Source organism: Methanosarcina sp. DH2, from assembly GCF_020804225.1.
GTDB lineage: Archaea > Halobacteriota > Methanosarcinia > Methanosarcinales > Methanosarcinaceae > Methanosarcina.
This window is the reverse complement of record NZ_WJBI01000002.1, coordinates 639,166-655,430: the sequence shown is the minus strand read 5'-3', so window position 1 is coordinate 655,430 and position 16,265 is coordinate 639,166. Positions and strand designations below refer to the sequence as shown.

At 43.6% G+C, this 16,265-nt stretch carries 7 protein-coding genes; 2 read left to right on the top strand and 5 right to left on the bottom strand.

The features are described from left to right. Positions 1-1,358 precede the first annotated feature (1,358 nt). Together FXV91_RS06750 and tsaA are read left to right on the top strand one after the other, a co-directional pair. Entirely contained in the window at positions 1,359-1,979 is a 621-nt protein-coding gene (locus tag FXV91_RS06750; RefSeq protein ID WP_229389695.1) for an FmdE family protein, read from the top strand. After that, entirely contained in the window at positions 1,972-2,409 is a 438-nt protein-coding gene (gene tsaA / locus FXV91_RS06745) for a tRNA (N6-threonylcarbamoyladenosine(37)-N6)-methyltransferase TrmO (protein WP_229389693.1), read from the top strand. Before FXV91_RS06750 ends, tsaA begins: the two co-directional genes overlap by 8 nt. Positions 2,410-2,491: 82 nt before the next feature. Here tsaA and cobN read toward each other — a convergent pair whose 3' ends face one another. The 5 genes from cobN to FXV91_RS06720 form a co-directional block, all read right to left on the bottom strand. Next, entirely contained in the window at positions 2,492-8,317 is a 5,826-nt protein-coding gene (cobN, locus tag FXV91_RS06740) for a cobaltochelatase subunit CobN (RefSeq protein ID WP_229389691.1), read from the bottom strand. Positions 8,318-9,541: 1,224 nt separating this feature from the next. After that, positions 9,542-13,861, bottom strand: coding sequence for a cobaltochelatase subunit CobN (locus tag FXV91_RS06735; protein ID WP_229389689.1), 4,320 nt, complete (start codon positions 13,859-13,861; stop codon positions 9,542-9,544). A 545-nt stretch (positions 13,862-14,406) separates the two neighbouring features. Further along, a complete protein-coding gene (locus FXV91_RS06730; RefSeq protein ID WP_229389687.1) occupies positions 14,407-14,835 on the bottom strand; it encodes a DUF2149 domain-containing protein in 429 nt (142 codons plus the stop codon). Positions 14,836-14,868: 33 nt separating this feature from the next. Then, positions 14,869-15,492: a MotA/TolQ/ExbB proton channel family protein gene (locus FXV91_RS06725; RefSeq protein WP_229389685.1), complete on the bottom strand. Its 624-nt coding sequence runs from the start codon at positions 15,490-15,492 to the stop codon at positions 14,869-14,871. Further along, a complete protein-coding gene (locus tag FXV91_RS06720; protein ID WP_229389683.1) occupies positions 15,489-16,181 on the bottom strand; it encodes a DUF2162 domain-containing protein in 693 nt (230 codons plus the stop codon). Before FXV91_RS06720 ends, FXV91_RS06725 begins: the two co-directional genes overlap by 4 nt. Between the last annotated feature and the right edge of the window lie 84 nt (positions 16,182-16,265).

The window sequence follows — 16,265 nt, the reverse complement described above, 5'->3', positions numbered from 1 at the left end:
ACGTAGATGAAATATATGGTGTGAACAAATTTTTCAAAGCCATGTAAGAAAAATAAGAGCGTCCATAATTTGAATCATAACCAATATTTCATGTCGTTTATGTTATATAATTAGAAACCGTAAAAAGTGATAGAGATTGAGAGTAAAGGGTTTCCTCTCAGTCCAATGGGGTTGGATCATCAGTAGGGACCTCTGGACAAATATGGTCCCTATTATCCTTATCATAGAAAATAATCATAAAGCTTGAATTCTCTGAAAGTCTGATTCTCTCAAAATCTAATTTTCTTAAAGTCTGAGTTTTCTTTTAACTTTAAGGCTGGAAGTCTCCTTCCTCAGGAGATCCGGTTTACCGGATTGAACAGGTGGGGGATGAGAGCCGTCAACTTTCACACTTTCTCCTGTTAGTGATTTAGAATAATTTCTTAAACTTGTAAGTCTGTTAAGTCTGTTCTATATTGTAATTCACTAGCTCACCCACACCCTAGAGGCAACAAAGATGGGATAGCCAGATAACACGCGGTCAGGTACAACTTTCTGAACTTAAACTATAAGGTTCTATAGAGAAGTTCTATAGGTAAAAGTTTGAACGATGAACAGCGAGCTTGACAGGATATTATGCAATGGGAGGTTGTGAAACCTATTGCAAAATGCCCTGTGGACGGGCTATCAACAATTTGTTGGTAATCTTTGACAATACAGGTTTTTAAGGAACTGAGGTTCTTAGAACCAGAGCCGATGATAAAAATACCGAAGGAAGCTCCTTCCTCAAAACTGAGCCGAAAGGCGAAGATTTTAGGTGGGAGGTGGGAGTAGTTCACAGACTGATTCTTTTAAAACCTGAATTTTCTTTTCTAAAAGGAAAATATTTCTTAACTGCTGGTTTTAAATAGTCAACTGATTCTCAAATGAGTCTTTGTATGTTGGTTTTTGGATGGTTTTTAGACGGTTTTTAGATGGTTTAGATTCTGAGAATAATTATTACAGGCAGCAGGCAAGCTGCCTGTAAAAGGATTTACGTCATTTACTATCTGGTTTTCACTTCGTTTGTACTTTGAAGGCTGAACTTACTTTGAAGATAAAACTGATTATCCGCAGAGCATCATAATATAAATATTAATTTAGATAGAAAAAGATTGAGGGAAGGTTTGATGACCTGATATCTGCAGCACATGGAGGTAAAAGAATAAGAGAGACAAATTAATATCATAACTTTACAGTTTTTTAAAACAATACCGGTGCCGATCCATAGTTAATACTTCAGATTTTTTTTGTAATAATAATTAAATACAAAATTTATAAATAGTATTCGGAGAATATGAAACTGAGTAATTAAATTAATCTGATATATCAGAAAAGTAATGGAAGTAGGAGCTGAGAACCTGGATTTCAATAATGCTAATTTCGATACCGCTGTAAAGTTCCACGGACACGTCTGCCCCGGCCTTTCTTTAGGGTACAGAGTGGCTATGCTGGCTGCCGAGCGTTTCAGGGACCGGAGCGAAGATGAAGAACTTGTTGTAGTTGTGGAAAACAGATCATGTGCAGTAGATGCAATTCAGGCAATCAACGGCTGCACCTGCGGGAAAGGAAATCTCATATTTAAAGAACACGGGAAGCATGTATACACATTTTTCAAGAGAGGGGACAAAAAAGCCCTGAGAATTTCCCTGAAACCTGACGTTCTCCCACAGGACGAAAAACACACTGCGCTCTTCGCAAAACTGAGGGCAGGCACTGCAAACCCCGAAGAAGCAAAAGAGTTTCGGGCTTCGCATGAAGCAAAAAGTCAGAGAGTACTGGAAATGCCAGAAGAGAAACTATTCAGTATCAGTGAAGTGGAAATCGAGCCTCCGGAAAAAGCCATAATATATCCTACCCTGATCTGCAGCAAGTGCGGAGAAGGCTTTATGGAACCCCTGGGAAGAGTGAAAACTGGGGAAATTGTCTGCATCTCCTGTTTTGAGGCAAAAGATGAATGAAAATGCGGAGAAGATTCCCAAAAAAGTAGAGTTTATTCCTATAGGCTATGTTGAGAATGACTACCTTGAGCCTGGGTATGACGAAGAGATCTATCAGAAGGTTTCAAAAATTGTCCTGAAGAAAGACCTGGAAGAGGGGCTTTACAGAGTAGAAGAGCTTGAAAAACTGTATATCCTCTTTTATTTCAGCAAATCAAAAGGATATAAACTAATCCACCGCCGCCGCTATGACGGGGATATGTCAGGAGTTTTTGCCAGCAGGAGCCCGTACCGCCCTAACGGGATAGGACTCACCATTGTAGAGCTTTTAAAAGTAGAGGGCAACGTGCTCCATGTAAAAGGCCTGGATGCCATCAACGGGACGCCTGTGCTGGATATTAAGCCATATATGAAAGATATAGAAGAAAAGGACGGAGAAAGCACGGACTGAAAAAGAGAAAAAGGAAGAGAACAAAAAGAGGAAAATGAAAGAAAAGAGCACAAAATGAAAGCTCTTTTCTTCTATACAGATATCACATTTTCTTTTTACGGAACCCGAGATAGATACCTCCAACTGCTGCTACCACGAAAAGAATTCCGACAATATCAGATCCAGAGAAAGAGAAACCTCCATTTTCTGCTTCTTCGACGGATTCCTTCTGCATCTCGTAGCCTTCCACATAATTGGAATCTGCAGCATTCCTGATTTCAGGAGCAGTTTCTGGAGAATCTACACCATAACCGGCATCGGAATTCTGAACCGTCTGGTTACTGGCTGATTCCCCGCCGCTTGATGTCTGGTTGGTGGCTGTACTGTCTTTTGAAACTACAGTAGCTTTTCCAGTATCATGATCACTATGACTGCTACTGATACTGCTGTTCTCTGGTTGCTGGGAAGATCCGCTCTGGGAAGATTCACTTGATGTTGCCTTTTCGATTGCCTCGGTGAAACCGGGAACCGAAACCAGACCTGCAACATAGCTGTTTAAGGTTGGGTTTCCGCAGGTATGGTGACAGCAGGCGACCCCGTCTTCAACAACGGATTCTGCATATTCCGTAGCCAGGCTCTCGAGGACCTCATCAGAAGCTTCCCAGTTACCTTCAAGGGCAGTCTCCAGCATCCTGGCAGTCATAGACTGGTATGCATAGGGATTACCCTCTTTGAGTGCACTACTGAGTTCTGAGTCAGCTATATAGGCTTCATATACCTGGTTCCAGATATCGTCACTGATCAGGTCAGGGTTTGTAGCTTCCCAGCCCCAGAGATTTTCAACAAAATCCGATAACTGGCTCACACCTTCAAAACCACTTCCCAGCATTCCCTTAATATATTTAGGATTCAGGCTGCGAGTGATAATTTCCCTTGTAAGGTATTCACTCAGGGTTTCTATCTCTTCGTCACCTGGATTTTGCAGGTTCATTATGTACGAATCAGGATAGAGTCCTGAAACAGAGGAAACTGCAAGGTTAAGGCCTCCCAGGTACTCAAAGGCGTCGCTATTATCCAGGACTCCGTAGGTACTTGAACTGCGGCTCAAAACCGTGACCTCGACATCTCCAAGGTTAGCCTCAAAAACCTCCGTATTATCAACAGAGCTGCCGTCAATCTGGAACTGCTCGACAATTTCAGCTATACTTTCTCCCCATACATATTCTCCATAAACATAACTCATCCTGTCTATGTAGAGTTCAGCAAGTTCGCTGGTGCTGGAATTGCTCACAGAAACAACATTTGCCAGTCCGGTCCCGTAAGTGCCGTCCTCAGGCCCGAAGACTCTCAAAAGGGCTATAGTCATTGAAGCTGTCTCGTTCTGGAAGGACTCGTTAAGGACAGAGAAAAGGTCATTGGTATTCTCCCGGACATAATTCGTATTTTCTTCCTGGTCATAGGGAATATACACAGGAGCAGGCCTTTCCTCATCTTTTCCGTACTGATTTTCAGGATCATTGTAAGCGAGATAGACCGCCTTATCGATCAGCTCTACCTTATGGGGAAAAGTATCCCTGTAAAGCCCCGAAATCTGTACAAGCACGTCAATACGCGGCCTGCCCAGTTCCGAAGAATTAATCAGTTCAACATCTACAACTTCATCTCCGTCGTCGTCCCAGACCGGTTTGACTCCCAGCAGGTAGAAGATTTCAGCCTCAGTTACACCCTCGTTCCGGGTAGATTCGCCGGCCCAGAGGACTAAACCGATTTTTTTCGGGTACTGCCCTTCGTGCTCGGCCTGATAGGCTTCGATTGTCTGGTTAGCCATTTCCTTACCAAGCTCCCATGCCTGCTTTGTGGGGAGAAGCTGCTCATCAAAGGCATAGAAGTTCCTTCCTGATGGAAGTGCATCCGGTCGGAGTATGGGGTCTCCACCAAGATTCGGCTCGATGTATTTACCGTCCAGAGCCTTAAGGATCTGCTGGATTTCATTTTCACTTTCTCCGAGTTTTTCTGCGTATTCCTGAGCTGTGGTCAGATAATCAGTCACTTCTTCGGAACTGTTCCCAAGCACCTGCTGCTGAGCGTCTGCAATACTCATGTTCTGAAGCAGAACAAGGTCCAGAAGGCAAAGAGGAGCGGTTCCGGAACTATTGTATGCAGCCACCTCTCCTGTAAAATCGTCACCCAGCATCGAGTATACCATCTGTGTAAGGTTTTCTCCCTCTGGCGAGGTCCCGAGTGTGTGAAGCCCATAGGGCATGGAAGTGGTCCTGAGTTCCTCCAGAATATCGTCAAGCTCGTCAAGGAACTCTTCTTCCGTATCCTCACTCTCAGAGAGGCTTACGTTTACAAACTCATCCAGGTTGAGTTCCACGGTGAGAGAAACGATTTCCTGCATGCGAAGTTCTTTCAGTTCGGATTCGCTGGGAAGAGTCTGGTACTGGGAAATCTTGCTGCTCAACTCAGTGTAATTCCCATAACTTTCGGAAAGCACCACAGGCGGGATCAGGTGATCTATAATCGCTGCATTGCCCCTGCGCTTTGCCTGCATCCCTTCTCCCATCCCGTCCATAATATAGGGATAGATAACCGGGATATCCCCATTAATGATTGCAGGCCATTCATCACTGAAGAGGCAGAATTCTTTTCCGGGGAGCCATTCCACAGTCCCGTGGCGGCCCATATTCACAATTGCATCTGCCCCGTACTCATTCTGGAGCCAGAGATAGAATGCAAGGTACTGGTGGTGAGGGGACAGTTCTCCGTCATGATAGAGAATTTCATTGGCCGAAAGCCACCCTCTTGTTGGCTGGGGAGCAAGGATTACATTGTCGCTGACTTCGATTTTCGGAATTACCAGGAATTTGTCCCCGGAATCGTCTTCATAGACCATCAGTTCCCCGGGAGCAGGCCCCCACGTGTCAAGAACTTCTTCCGTGCAGGTTTCGGGAAGGGACTCAAACCATTCAAGGTATGTGGATTCGGGAATCAGCTCGACTCCACCTGATTCTACGAGTCTTTCAAGCTCTCCGGGAGCCCAGGTCCCTATGTTAGTACCCTGTTTTAACATCAGATCCGTTAACTCACTTTCATTCGGGATGGAGTTCTGATCAACATCATAGCCTGCATCTGCCATTCCCTCAAGGAGGTTGTTAATACTCGGGATAACCTCAAGGTAAGAAGCTCCTATGCTGTCATTTCCACAGCCGTGGCTGTAATAGAGGACTGCAACTTTTTTATCGGATTCATTCTTTCCGGAAAGCTCGGTCTGAGCAACTGCCCTGTCAACGAGCCATTCCACCTGATCTGCAACAGGGACATAAACTTCAGAATTTGTTTCATTATCCATCTCGTTGGAGGCAATCATTATCGGGTCGATCCAGCCCCAGGTCTCGGGCCTGTACAGCCTGATCATATAGGTACTTGTCAAAGGGTCACTGACATTCTGCCATTCGGCAAGGTTCATGTAACCGTTGAGGATGCAGTTGATAACCGGAACTCCCAGTTCTTCAACATCAAAGTACTGACTGCGATAGGTGGTCGAGACTATCAGGTCCACTTTTGTAGAGTTGTCGTAATTGAGGAATTTGTCAACATATTCCTCGCTTGACCCATAACATGCAATGACATTCACATTTCTGGATTCGAACTCCTCTATGAGCGCATCGATAGGCTGCATATCCGCGGGATAATAGGAGAGATAGAACAGTATCCCTACCGTGGGAGCGCTCTCATTGAAAGAATGCTCACCTTCATTCCTGCTGCCGTACCATTCAAAGTATTCGCTCGCATTGGATGTGAAATAAGAACCATTGGCCATACCAGGGTGATAAATAGCACTGGCGGCCCCTTCAGGAGCTGAGACCTGAAGATCGTCACGACCATAGAACACCTGGGCCAGATAGAAGATCAGATTATCAAAGTTTGAGTCATTAGTAGCCCCAAACACCCAGTACTCCTGAAGGTAAGCCTTAAAATCGCTTACATCCGTAAATGACGAAGGAAAGGAAGAGTTGTCTATGCTGTCGGGCAAATAAGTGTTATAACCTATAATAACAGCCCCGTTTGCTATCGCTTCGTTGACTGTATTTTCAAGTTTGCCGGCACTGTCTGTAAACATGTTGATATAAATTATATCCATGCCGCTGAGGTCAACGTTTTCTCCGCTTGTAGCCGGGAGGTAATAGGAAACGCTCATATTAAGGGAAGGGTTACCGTTAATCCTCTCTGCCAGAGCATTTAATTTAAAGTCATAATTTGAGTATCCCGTAATTATGGCAATATCGAGATGGGAAGCGTCACCGGTATGTGAAGAATCCGAATCCTGAGTCGACGAGCCGTACGTCTTTTTCAGGAGGACCAGGTCGGTTCCAGTCTTGAGGTCTCCAGTTTTGCTTATTGTCTTGCCCGAGATAGTGGTTCTGTTCAGATAGCCGAGTATTTCTTCGTAATCGATACTCTCATCGCTTCTCATGGTTAAAGTGACATTTGCCGGCTGACCACCTTCAATACTTACTTCACTCTCATTGGTAAGCCACATCCCACCCGTGGAAGAGCTGTATACTGCAGCAGAAAGCCTGTATTTTCCATCCGGAATATCTGAGAAGAGGTATTCTCCATTCTCATCACTGGTAGTGTTGGCAACAAATTCTTCTTCCTGAGTGAGAAGAACAAGGTCGGTTCCAGCTTTGTTATCTCCGGTCTTGCTTATCGTCTTACCGGAAACAGTAGTCCTGTTTAAATAGCCAAGAATCTCTTCATAATCAATACTTTCATCGCTTTTCATGGCGAAAGTGACATTTACAGGCTGACCACCTTCAATGCTGAATTCACTCTCATTGGTAAGCCACATCCCACCCATAGAAGAACTATATATGACAGCAGAAAGGCTGTATTCCCCGTTTTGAACATCTGAGAAAATATAATCTCCGTTCTCATCACTTGTAGTGTTAGCAACGAATTCTCCGGCCTGTGTTGTAAGGACTAAATCTGTTCCAGCCTTGTTTTCCCCGGTTTTGCTTATTGTCTTACCGGAGATAGTGGTCTTGTTCAGATAGCCAAGGATCTCTTCATAATCGAGATTCTCATCGGTTCTCATCGTAAAAGTGACATTTACTGGCTGACTGTCTTCAACACTGAATTCGCTTTCATTGGCAAGCCACATCCCGCCCATAGAAGAGCTGTATACTACAGCCATGAGCCTGTATTCTCCATTAGGGATATCTGAGAAGAGGTATTCTCCGTTCTCATCGCTTGTAGTGTTGCCGGAAAACTTGAAAAGATATTCAGATGTAGAGTTCTGATTTTCTTCTAAGTCCTGAGATTCGGTATAATTTTGATCGAAACTATCAGGATCTGAAGAATTAGAATCAGAAGAATTAGAATCAGAAGAATTAGAATCAGAAGAATTAGAATCAGAAGAATCAGAGAGACCTGGAAGTTCTACAAATCCATAGCCGGACTTATTCTTAAGTAAAACAACAGTACTCATTTTCGGATATTCAAGTTTCATAACATAAGAGATTCCAGAAACCGAAAACCCTGTAGCATAAGAAGTAGAAACAAAAGAGTTATTCAGCAAGTCCTGAACCCAGTAAGGATCAATATTGTTGCTGCCGTTTATAAGCAGGTTCTGGTCAACCAGATCCGCACTGTTCACCGTAATATTCAGCGAGGCGGTGTACCATTTACTTTTATCATCAGAATAATTAGTTGCAACCAGAGTATAGTTACCATCAGGAATGTTATTAAAGACATAATATCCACTCTCGTCACAGTTTAAATTTGCAACCAGCTCATATTGCGCATCTTCGCTTTCAGATGCCTGAGCAGTTGAAACCAGTACAAAAAGCATCAAAAAAATTAATCCGTAAATTTTAAGTTTTTTATTCAAAGCAGATGTTCCTTTAATCAACTTTTTTTTCATAACCTCTTCTCCAAATAATTTAAGTTCCAGGTCGTTAGAATATCAGAATATGATCTTGAAGCTAAATGCTGTTTTCAAAGATACTCTTAAAATTTTAGCTTGAAATTTACCACGCCAAACTTGAAAGGTCAGACTTGATAGGAAAAAATTTCATTTTGCACAAATAAATAAAGTAAACTTTACTTCCCAACACGAGGGGAAAATATCATTCAATTGGAAATTTTTGAGGGTATTTTAAAGAACAATAGCCTCAAAAAATCATCAACTGTTCTCCTCGAAATCAGAAATATATTGACCAATTTGAACTCAAGTTTACCTTACTTACATAAAAACCTGCGATTTTAGATAATAATCATTAGCTAAGAAGATAACAAAAATGTGAAAAGGAATTAGGAAGAGGTAAAAAGTGAAAAATAAGGTATTCAGAAAGGCTCTTATTTGTCCAGTAGCTTTCTAAGCAGGACAACCAGAAACGCCAGGCCTGCTCCTACGAGAATGGAGGAGACGAAAATATAGAGAAATCCGTGCTTTTTGGCAGTTTGATCCGTTTTATTTTCCCGTTCAGAAAAGGCTTTACTCGGTTTATTTTCAATCCCCGGATCTCTATTGTCTGCAATTCCTGTTCCAGGGAAAGAAATACCTGAAGGCTCTCCAGAAAAAGATTAGTTTGGAGAAACTATTTCGATATGGACAGGGACTCTGACCCCATAAGTACATTTGTGTCAGAGGTTTGTAATAGTTCAATTTTGCAATCCGCGTCCCCCCGCGCCAAAGAAGGAACGGAAAGTTTAACAGTAACCTGCCTCTCCTGCCCTGGCTGAAGTTCAAAGTTTGAAGGAGTTATTTCAAACCAGCCGGCATAAACCTCATTGTCCAGAGAAATCAGATATTCTTCTGTGCTGGCTCCTTTGTTGAGTACGGACAGGGAAACTTCGGCCGAGTCCCCCGGTGAAAGAGCGAAGTTCAGATTACCGGGACATATCCAAACCCTATTTCCACAGCTGACGCAGCAGGCAACAGCATAAAGAGCAGAATAATTAAAAGAAGAATTATTTTGATTAAAGTAACTCCTCGCCTCTGCATTAAAATTGGTTTTTTATTGTAAAAGCCTTGTCTTCCAGAAGAAAAGAGAGATAAAAATAGGGTTAAAAAGGAAAAGGAAAAGAAAAAGAGCACAGAATTAAAAAGCGCTCTCCTTCCAGAAAGGTTTGAATCTTCTTTTACTTACATTTTCTTTTTACGGAACCCGAGATAGATACCTCCAACTGCCACTATCACGAAGAGAATTCCGACAATATCAGAGCCCGAGAAAGAGATACCTCCATTTTCTGCTTCTTCGACTGGTTCCTTCTGCATCTCGTAGCCCTCCACATAATCGGGTTCAGAAGTCTGCCGGACCTCGGGAGCAGGTTCTGGAGAATCTGTTCCGTATCCCGTGTTAGAGTCCTGAACAGTCTGATTGCTGTCCTGGGATTCGGAATTTGCTCTGGCTGTCTGGTTCAGTTTTTCGTCAACACTCGTCTGATGCCCTTTACTGCTACTGCTGCTCTGAGTCTCTTCTGTGATCTCCTGAGTTTCGACCTGAGTTGCTGCCTTTATTTGCTCGGAATAACCCGGAACAGATACCATCCCGCTTACGAACTCATGAAGCAGGGGATTTCCGCATGTATGGTGACAGCATGAAGCCCCATTCTCAGCCACGGACTCTTCATATGCTGTTGCAAGGCTCTCAATAACCTCGTCCGAAGGTGTCCAGTAATCGTGCCTGACAGCTTCAAGCATCCTGGCAGTGATTGATTGGTAAGCGTCCGGATTATTCTGTTTGAACCACTCTCTCATAGAAGCATCACTGGCATAGGTTTCGTACACCTGCTGCCAGACAGTGTCGTCTACAAGGTCAGGATCACTGACTTCCCATCCAAAGAGGTTGTCCACAAATTCTGACATCATGCTGCCGCCTGAATATCCGGAACTCTGCATCCCCTCGATCCATTTGTCATTGAAATATCTGGCCCGCAGGTCCTTGCTGAGGTACTCCTGCATTCCCACCATCTGAGCCCCGTCCAGGTCACTTGTGTCCGAGATATACATTTCCGGAGTGTTGCCGCTAATATACCTTGTTGCCAGGTTCATGCCGCCGAAATACTGGAAAAGGTCATCGTTGTCAAGGGAGTCGTAAAGGTTTGAAGAGGATGAATGCACGGAAGCTTCAACATTTTTCAGGTTGCCTTCAAGGAGTTCTCTGGACTGTATGCCCCAGAAATCCTCTCCGTAAGCGTATCCCATTTTGTCCAGGTATACGTTTGCGATAGCTTCTTCGTCGTCCCATGTCCCGCTTGCACTGACCGCGTCTGAGACTCCTATATCATAAGTACCGTCCATTACCGCAAAGCAGCGCATTGTAGAGAGTTTTGTTGCAGTTTCACTGTCATACCCTGCGGAGACAAGGGTATCGTAGAGTATAAGGGAACTCTGATTAACGTAGTTGGGGTAGTTTTCGCCAGGAAGAGAACTTGCAAGTTTTACAGCGCTATCTACCATCTTAATCTTATCAGGGAAAGCATCCCTCATTCCTGCGGTTGTGTAGACAATATCAATACGCGGTCTCCCCGGTTTTGACATATCATAGTTTGGCAGCAATTCTTCTTCAGGGATAGCTTCAACTCCGGTAACATACCCGTACTCGTCCCAGACAGGCTGTACTCCAAGCATATAAAGCACTTCTGCTTCCAGAGTTCCGTGGTCTGCAATAAACTCCACCCCGAACCTTGAGAATGAAACCTTTTCAGGATATTCCCCATGCTCGCTATAGTAGTCCTCAAGCATCTGGATTGCAAGAGATTTTCCGATCTCCCATGTTGCTTTTGAAGGATAGAGCTTCGAATTTATGCTGTAATAGTTGCGCCCTGTAGGCACAGCATCCGGATTCATTATCGGGTCCAGCCCAGAACCTGGAGAGATGAAGCCTCCGTTTAAGGCTGAAAGAATTTTGTCAATTTCCACATCACAGTCAAGAAGCCGGTCCCTGTATTCCAGTCCAAGTTCAAGGTCAAGTGTAACCGAACTGTTTGTTTCTCCGTAAACTTCAAGCTGCGCCGCGGAAACGCCAGTATTATTGGTTACGACCTCCCAGACAAGTCTGGTAACTTTTGTATCATTTAACGGAATTCCGAGAGGATAAACAGACTCCGGATAGAAGGCAGTAACATTATCCTCAAAGCTTCCTCCAAGCATAGCCCTTACCATTGCAGAGAGTTCATCTTTATCAGGATCTGTCATGTTCGTTCCGGGAACACGGCTGAGAATGTGCATCCCGTATGGAATATTTTCATTTCCTACATCTTCCAGATACTCATGAAGGACATTTTTGACGAAATTTTCAAATTCCTCTTCACTGTAATCCTGGAGAGCGGTTACATTCTCCATACCAAGATCGACACCAAGGTTAAGTGCCGTTATCTCATCGATTATTGCCTGCCTGTATCCTGCCCTCGTCTGGGAAGTAATGCTGGGATCGTAGTACTGCTGGACATCAATTGAGAGGTTCAGCAAGCCTCCATAAAGCCCGCTGCGTTCGAGAGTTGGAGTCAGGTGATCAATGATCAGGGCATTGCCCCTGTACTCCGCAGTTATTCCTTCTCCCACGTTGGCAACTATATAGGGGTAGATATTCGGAAGGTCCTGAAGAAGCAGAGGAGACCAGTCAGAAGTCCTGTTCATACCATAAGTAGAACCCGGAAGCCATTCATGCGTACCGTGAGTACCCATATGAATAAGCGCATCAGGCTGCCAGTCATGATTCAGCCAGAGGTAGAAAGCTATGTACTGGTGTGTGGGTGGTACAACACTACTGTGGTAAAGGGTGTCATTGTTTTGCCCTGTTCCCCTGGCAGGCTGAGGCATGAGCCAGACGTCTCCGAAACGCACTGCAGGAATTACAATGTACTTTCCGGTTTCATTCTCATAGACCATAACGCTCTTATCCTGAGGCAGATCTTCAGACCAGGGTTCTCCCCATTCAGCTGTTACGTTGGCTCTCAGGTCTTCCGGAATTTCAGACTCAAACCACTCTCTGTAAGTCTCCATGGGTATGAGGCGAACTCCCCACTCAGTCTTATTTACTACCATTTCATTCAAAGCACCCGGAGCCCAGGAACCGATATTGATGCCCTGAGCCTGAAGCATTTCCATGAGTGCACTGCTATTATCAGGAATTCCGGAGACTTCATACCCGCTTTCATTCATTGAATTGAGAAGATCAAGCATGCTCTGGGTGGTGTTGAGGTAATTTGCCACTATATTGTCTTTTCCTGAAGGGTAGTTGTAATAGATGACAGCTACTTTCTTGTCTTCATTCTCCTTTAGCTTCAGTTCTGCCCAGTTGATTGACCTGTTGACCATCCAGTCTACCTGTGCAGGCAGTGGCTCATAATTGCTTTCTCCGGTTTCGGAGTCGTAATTATCAAACCCTATTACAATGTATTCAAAAATCCCATCAATACTCGGAAGCAGGGTCTTATACACAACTTCACTGCCGGGAATACCCCTGTTGCTGTCAGCTACGTCTGTAGAATCGGCAGGGTTTGAAACGACCAGTCCCGTGAGAACAGGAACGTCAAGGTCTTCAAGCTCCTGTACACCTTTATCAGGATCTTCATAATTCAAACGGAAGCTCTTAAGAGAAATTACACACTGGATAAGAGGTTCTCCATTTTCGTCAAAGTAAAACCTGTGGATATCATTGAAGGTATCAAAGCCTGCAATTACGTTGCAGCCCTTTCCTTCCAGATCACGAATAAGGGCATCTATGACTTCAAGGTTATCACCTGTATAATCGGAAGCGTGGAACCAGATCCCTATAGTGGGCTTACTCTTGTAGTAAATATGTCGTGACTCAGTTGCGTTAGAGTACCATTCAAGGTAATCGGTGGTATTTTCAAACCAGTCGGGCTGAGATTCGTTTGTAGAAGAGCGAGCATCCGGATGATAGAGCGCAGCTTCAGGGAATTCTACAGGGTCCTGATAAACCCAGCTATCCGTAAGCTCAGGTTTATCTCCGTAAGTTTTTGCGAGATAAATAAGGAAGTTTTCAGCGTTTTTCTTCAGGACTCCCCTAGAACCCATATTGTAGAAGAATTTCTCTTCAGTAGAATTATATGGGCTAGTTCCAGCAAAGATCTGATCATAAGTTGAAGTGTTAATATATGTCGGATCCATCATTGATGTAATGTCTATTAGTGCAGTCCCATTTTCATGAGCACTTTCAAGGTCATCCCCGATATCTTCGAACTGCGACCAGAGCATGTAGGAAAATATCACATCCTGGTTTTCAAAGGTGACATTAGTAAAGTTGGCATACCCCGAAATATATGTTACATTTATACTTGCATTGTATGGATTGGACTCCTCTGCCACAGCAAGGGCGCTTCCATCATAACAGATAAAAGTAATGTTTACCTGATTTCCATCAGCCGATACATTCTGTGTCAGCAGTAGAAGAACCACCGCACATAAAACCAACAACCTGCTTTGTGCCGTATGCATTTTATCCCCAGACAATTTATCATGAACTCCGGGGCACCCCGGGAGAAAAATAATCAGGATGCCCAGCTCACCAGACTATTTTATTTTAAAAGTTTACGAATTTTCGGAACTTGTATTAAAACAGTCTTCGAGTTTTGGAAATGAAATTGGAGGCTCTCGATTATAGCTCTTAATTCAACTCCAGAACTTCCTCAAACAAATGAGCAGCCGATTCTGTTTGATATGTTCAACATTTGGAGCATTAGGAAATAAGATACATAAAATGCGGTTTTTGGCTCACAATTATTAGCTATTCAGGTAAAAAGAGACGTAGATAGCGTTTTTATAAAAAATAGAACTAAAAATAGACTTTAATCCTGAGAAAATCAGAATTTAGCCTTTGTTCTAAAAAAACTGTACAGCCCAAAAAAAGAAAAAATAAGGTGTTATTATTTTACGTCGCATTTCATATAGGGATTTAAAATAGGAATTTAAAACTTCTTTTTCCTGAATCCCGGTAAATTCCATCACTCGATAAACAAAATTTGTCCAGAAGGTTTGAAAAATTAATCTAAAGCGGATGCATCAATTGAAGCAGATGCATCAGTTGAAGTGGATGTACCTGTTGAAGTGCTACCATTTTCCTCAGAACCTTCAGGGACGTAAATCACCCTACCGTCAGCCAGCTTATATGCTGTCCCCAGCGCTTCCCCTGTGCCTCCGCCAATGTTTTCGGTCATATTCATTACTTCAATGGGTTTCCCTTCTTCCTTGATGATTATCTTCATATCCTCAGCCCCGGGATTTTTTACAATTGTAAAATCCTCATTCGAGCTCAGAAGTTCAGGGAGATGGTAAGACATCACAAGGGCTACCAGCAAAGCCACTGAAAAGACCATTGCAACATCAAAAACATTGGCAACATTGGCCATAGGGTTTTGCTCATCCTCGTCTCTTAAAAGCCCTGTACGCCTGTATCTTCGGGATTTCCGCATGATTTCTTCCTCCTTACTAAGAGATGCTAAGCCTCAGCTTTTTTCCTCAATGGTATCCAGGATGTAATCAATGTCAGACATATCCTCCCAGTACCAGCGCCTCCTGACCTGGGTAAGCACATAGGCTATTCCGGCAGAAAAGAGCCCTACAACGGTAGTTGCAAAAGCAATCATCAGGTTCTGTGCAAGGGTTTCGAGGTCTCCCTGTGAAAGCCCTATCAGGGCAGGACCTAATGGAATAAGAGTCCCCATAAGCCCGAGCATGGGTCCGACAGTTGAGGTTATCTTTGTCTGCTCAAGCCGCTTTGCCATCTTGATCTCGTATTCCTGCGAGAGCCTCTCAATTGCAGGGATATGTCGCTCTTCCAGATATTTTGCAGCGTCCCTTGCAAAGGAAGTGACCATGTAGTTTTGCTTTATGTTATTAAGGTTTCTGGACGCTTCCGAAAAATCCGAATTCTGGATATCGTGCTCAATCTTTTTGCAATTACTCTCCAGGTTATTCCAGTCCCTGTGCCTTTTGGTATATTCGGAAAGGAATTCACCCAATTGGATCAAGGCCAGAAATACAAGGAGGGTAAGGAGCAGCATTACAGGGATCAGCAAAGCCGATGAGAAGACATTCATCATGCCGGATAATAAATTCATCATGCTCATTGGTCCTGCCTCCTTATACGTTCCAGGAAAAAACCTGCAAAGACAATGACCCCAAAACCCATAAGGGGGACGATTCCTGTATCTCCCCCACCTATTGGAGCAAGGTTCATCTGTTTTGTTTTCATATATGCCGGGATTAGCAAAGCCCCTAAAAGATAATAAATTCCAAGAAGCATCATGGCGCTTCCCATAGTTTCGGGGGTCTTTCCTAACCGGGTCTTCCCAAACCTGAAAAGAAAAGAAGAAGTTATCACTGCCGTAAAAAAAGCAATTCCTACAAGAAGCCCTATTTTTATCCCGGAAAAGTTGAGACTTTCCGAAAGCAGCATGCAGGATACAGCAAGAGCTCCCAGGCAAACCGGGCAGGGCAAGGATATTGCCAGGAAAGTGTGTCTTGAGACATCCTTTCCTGCATTCCACTTTTTCTGGGTGTAAATCCCGGCTCCTATAAGGAGCAGGGAGACAAGAACATGGACTCCCATACCCATTGCAGAAAGACGCTCAAAGGCGTCCAGGCTTATATGATCAGCAATGCTTCCGAATAAAAGGGCAAGAAAAAAATAACTGCCTCCAATTGTCAAAATTTCTCGCTTATTAATATTTGAAAATCCACAACCTAATCCTGTTTTAATCCCGAAGATAAGAATACCTATCATAATTCCAATAACAGTTAATGTCGAAGAGTCCATAGTACCTTCTGAGCATCTATAGTAAAATTAAATAAAAACTGGTTTTTGGGTAATAATCGTTATCTTTCAGGATAACAAGCCTAT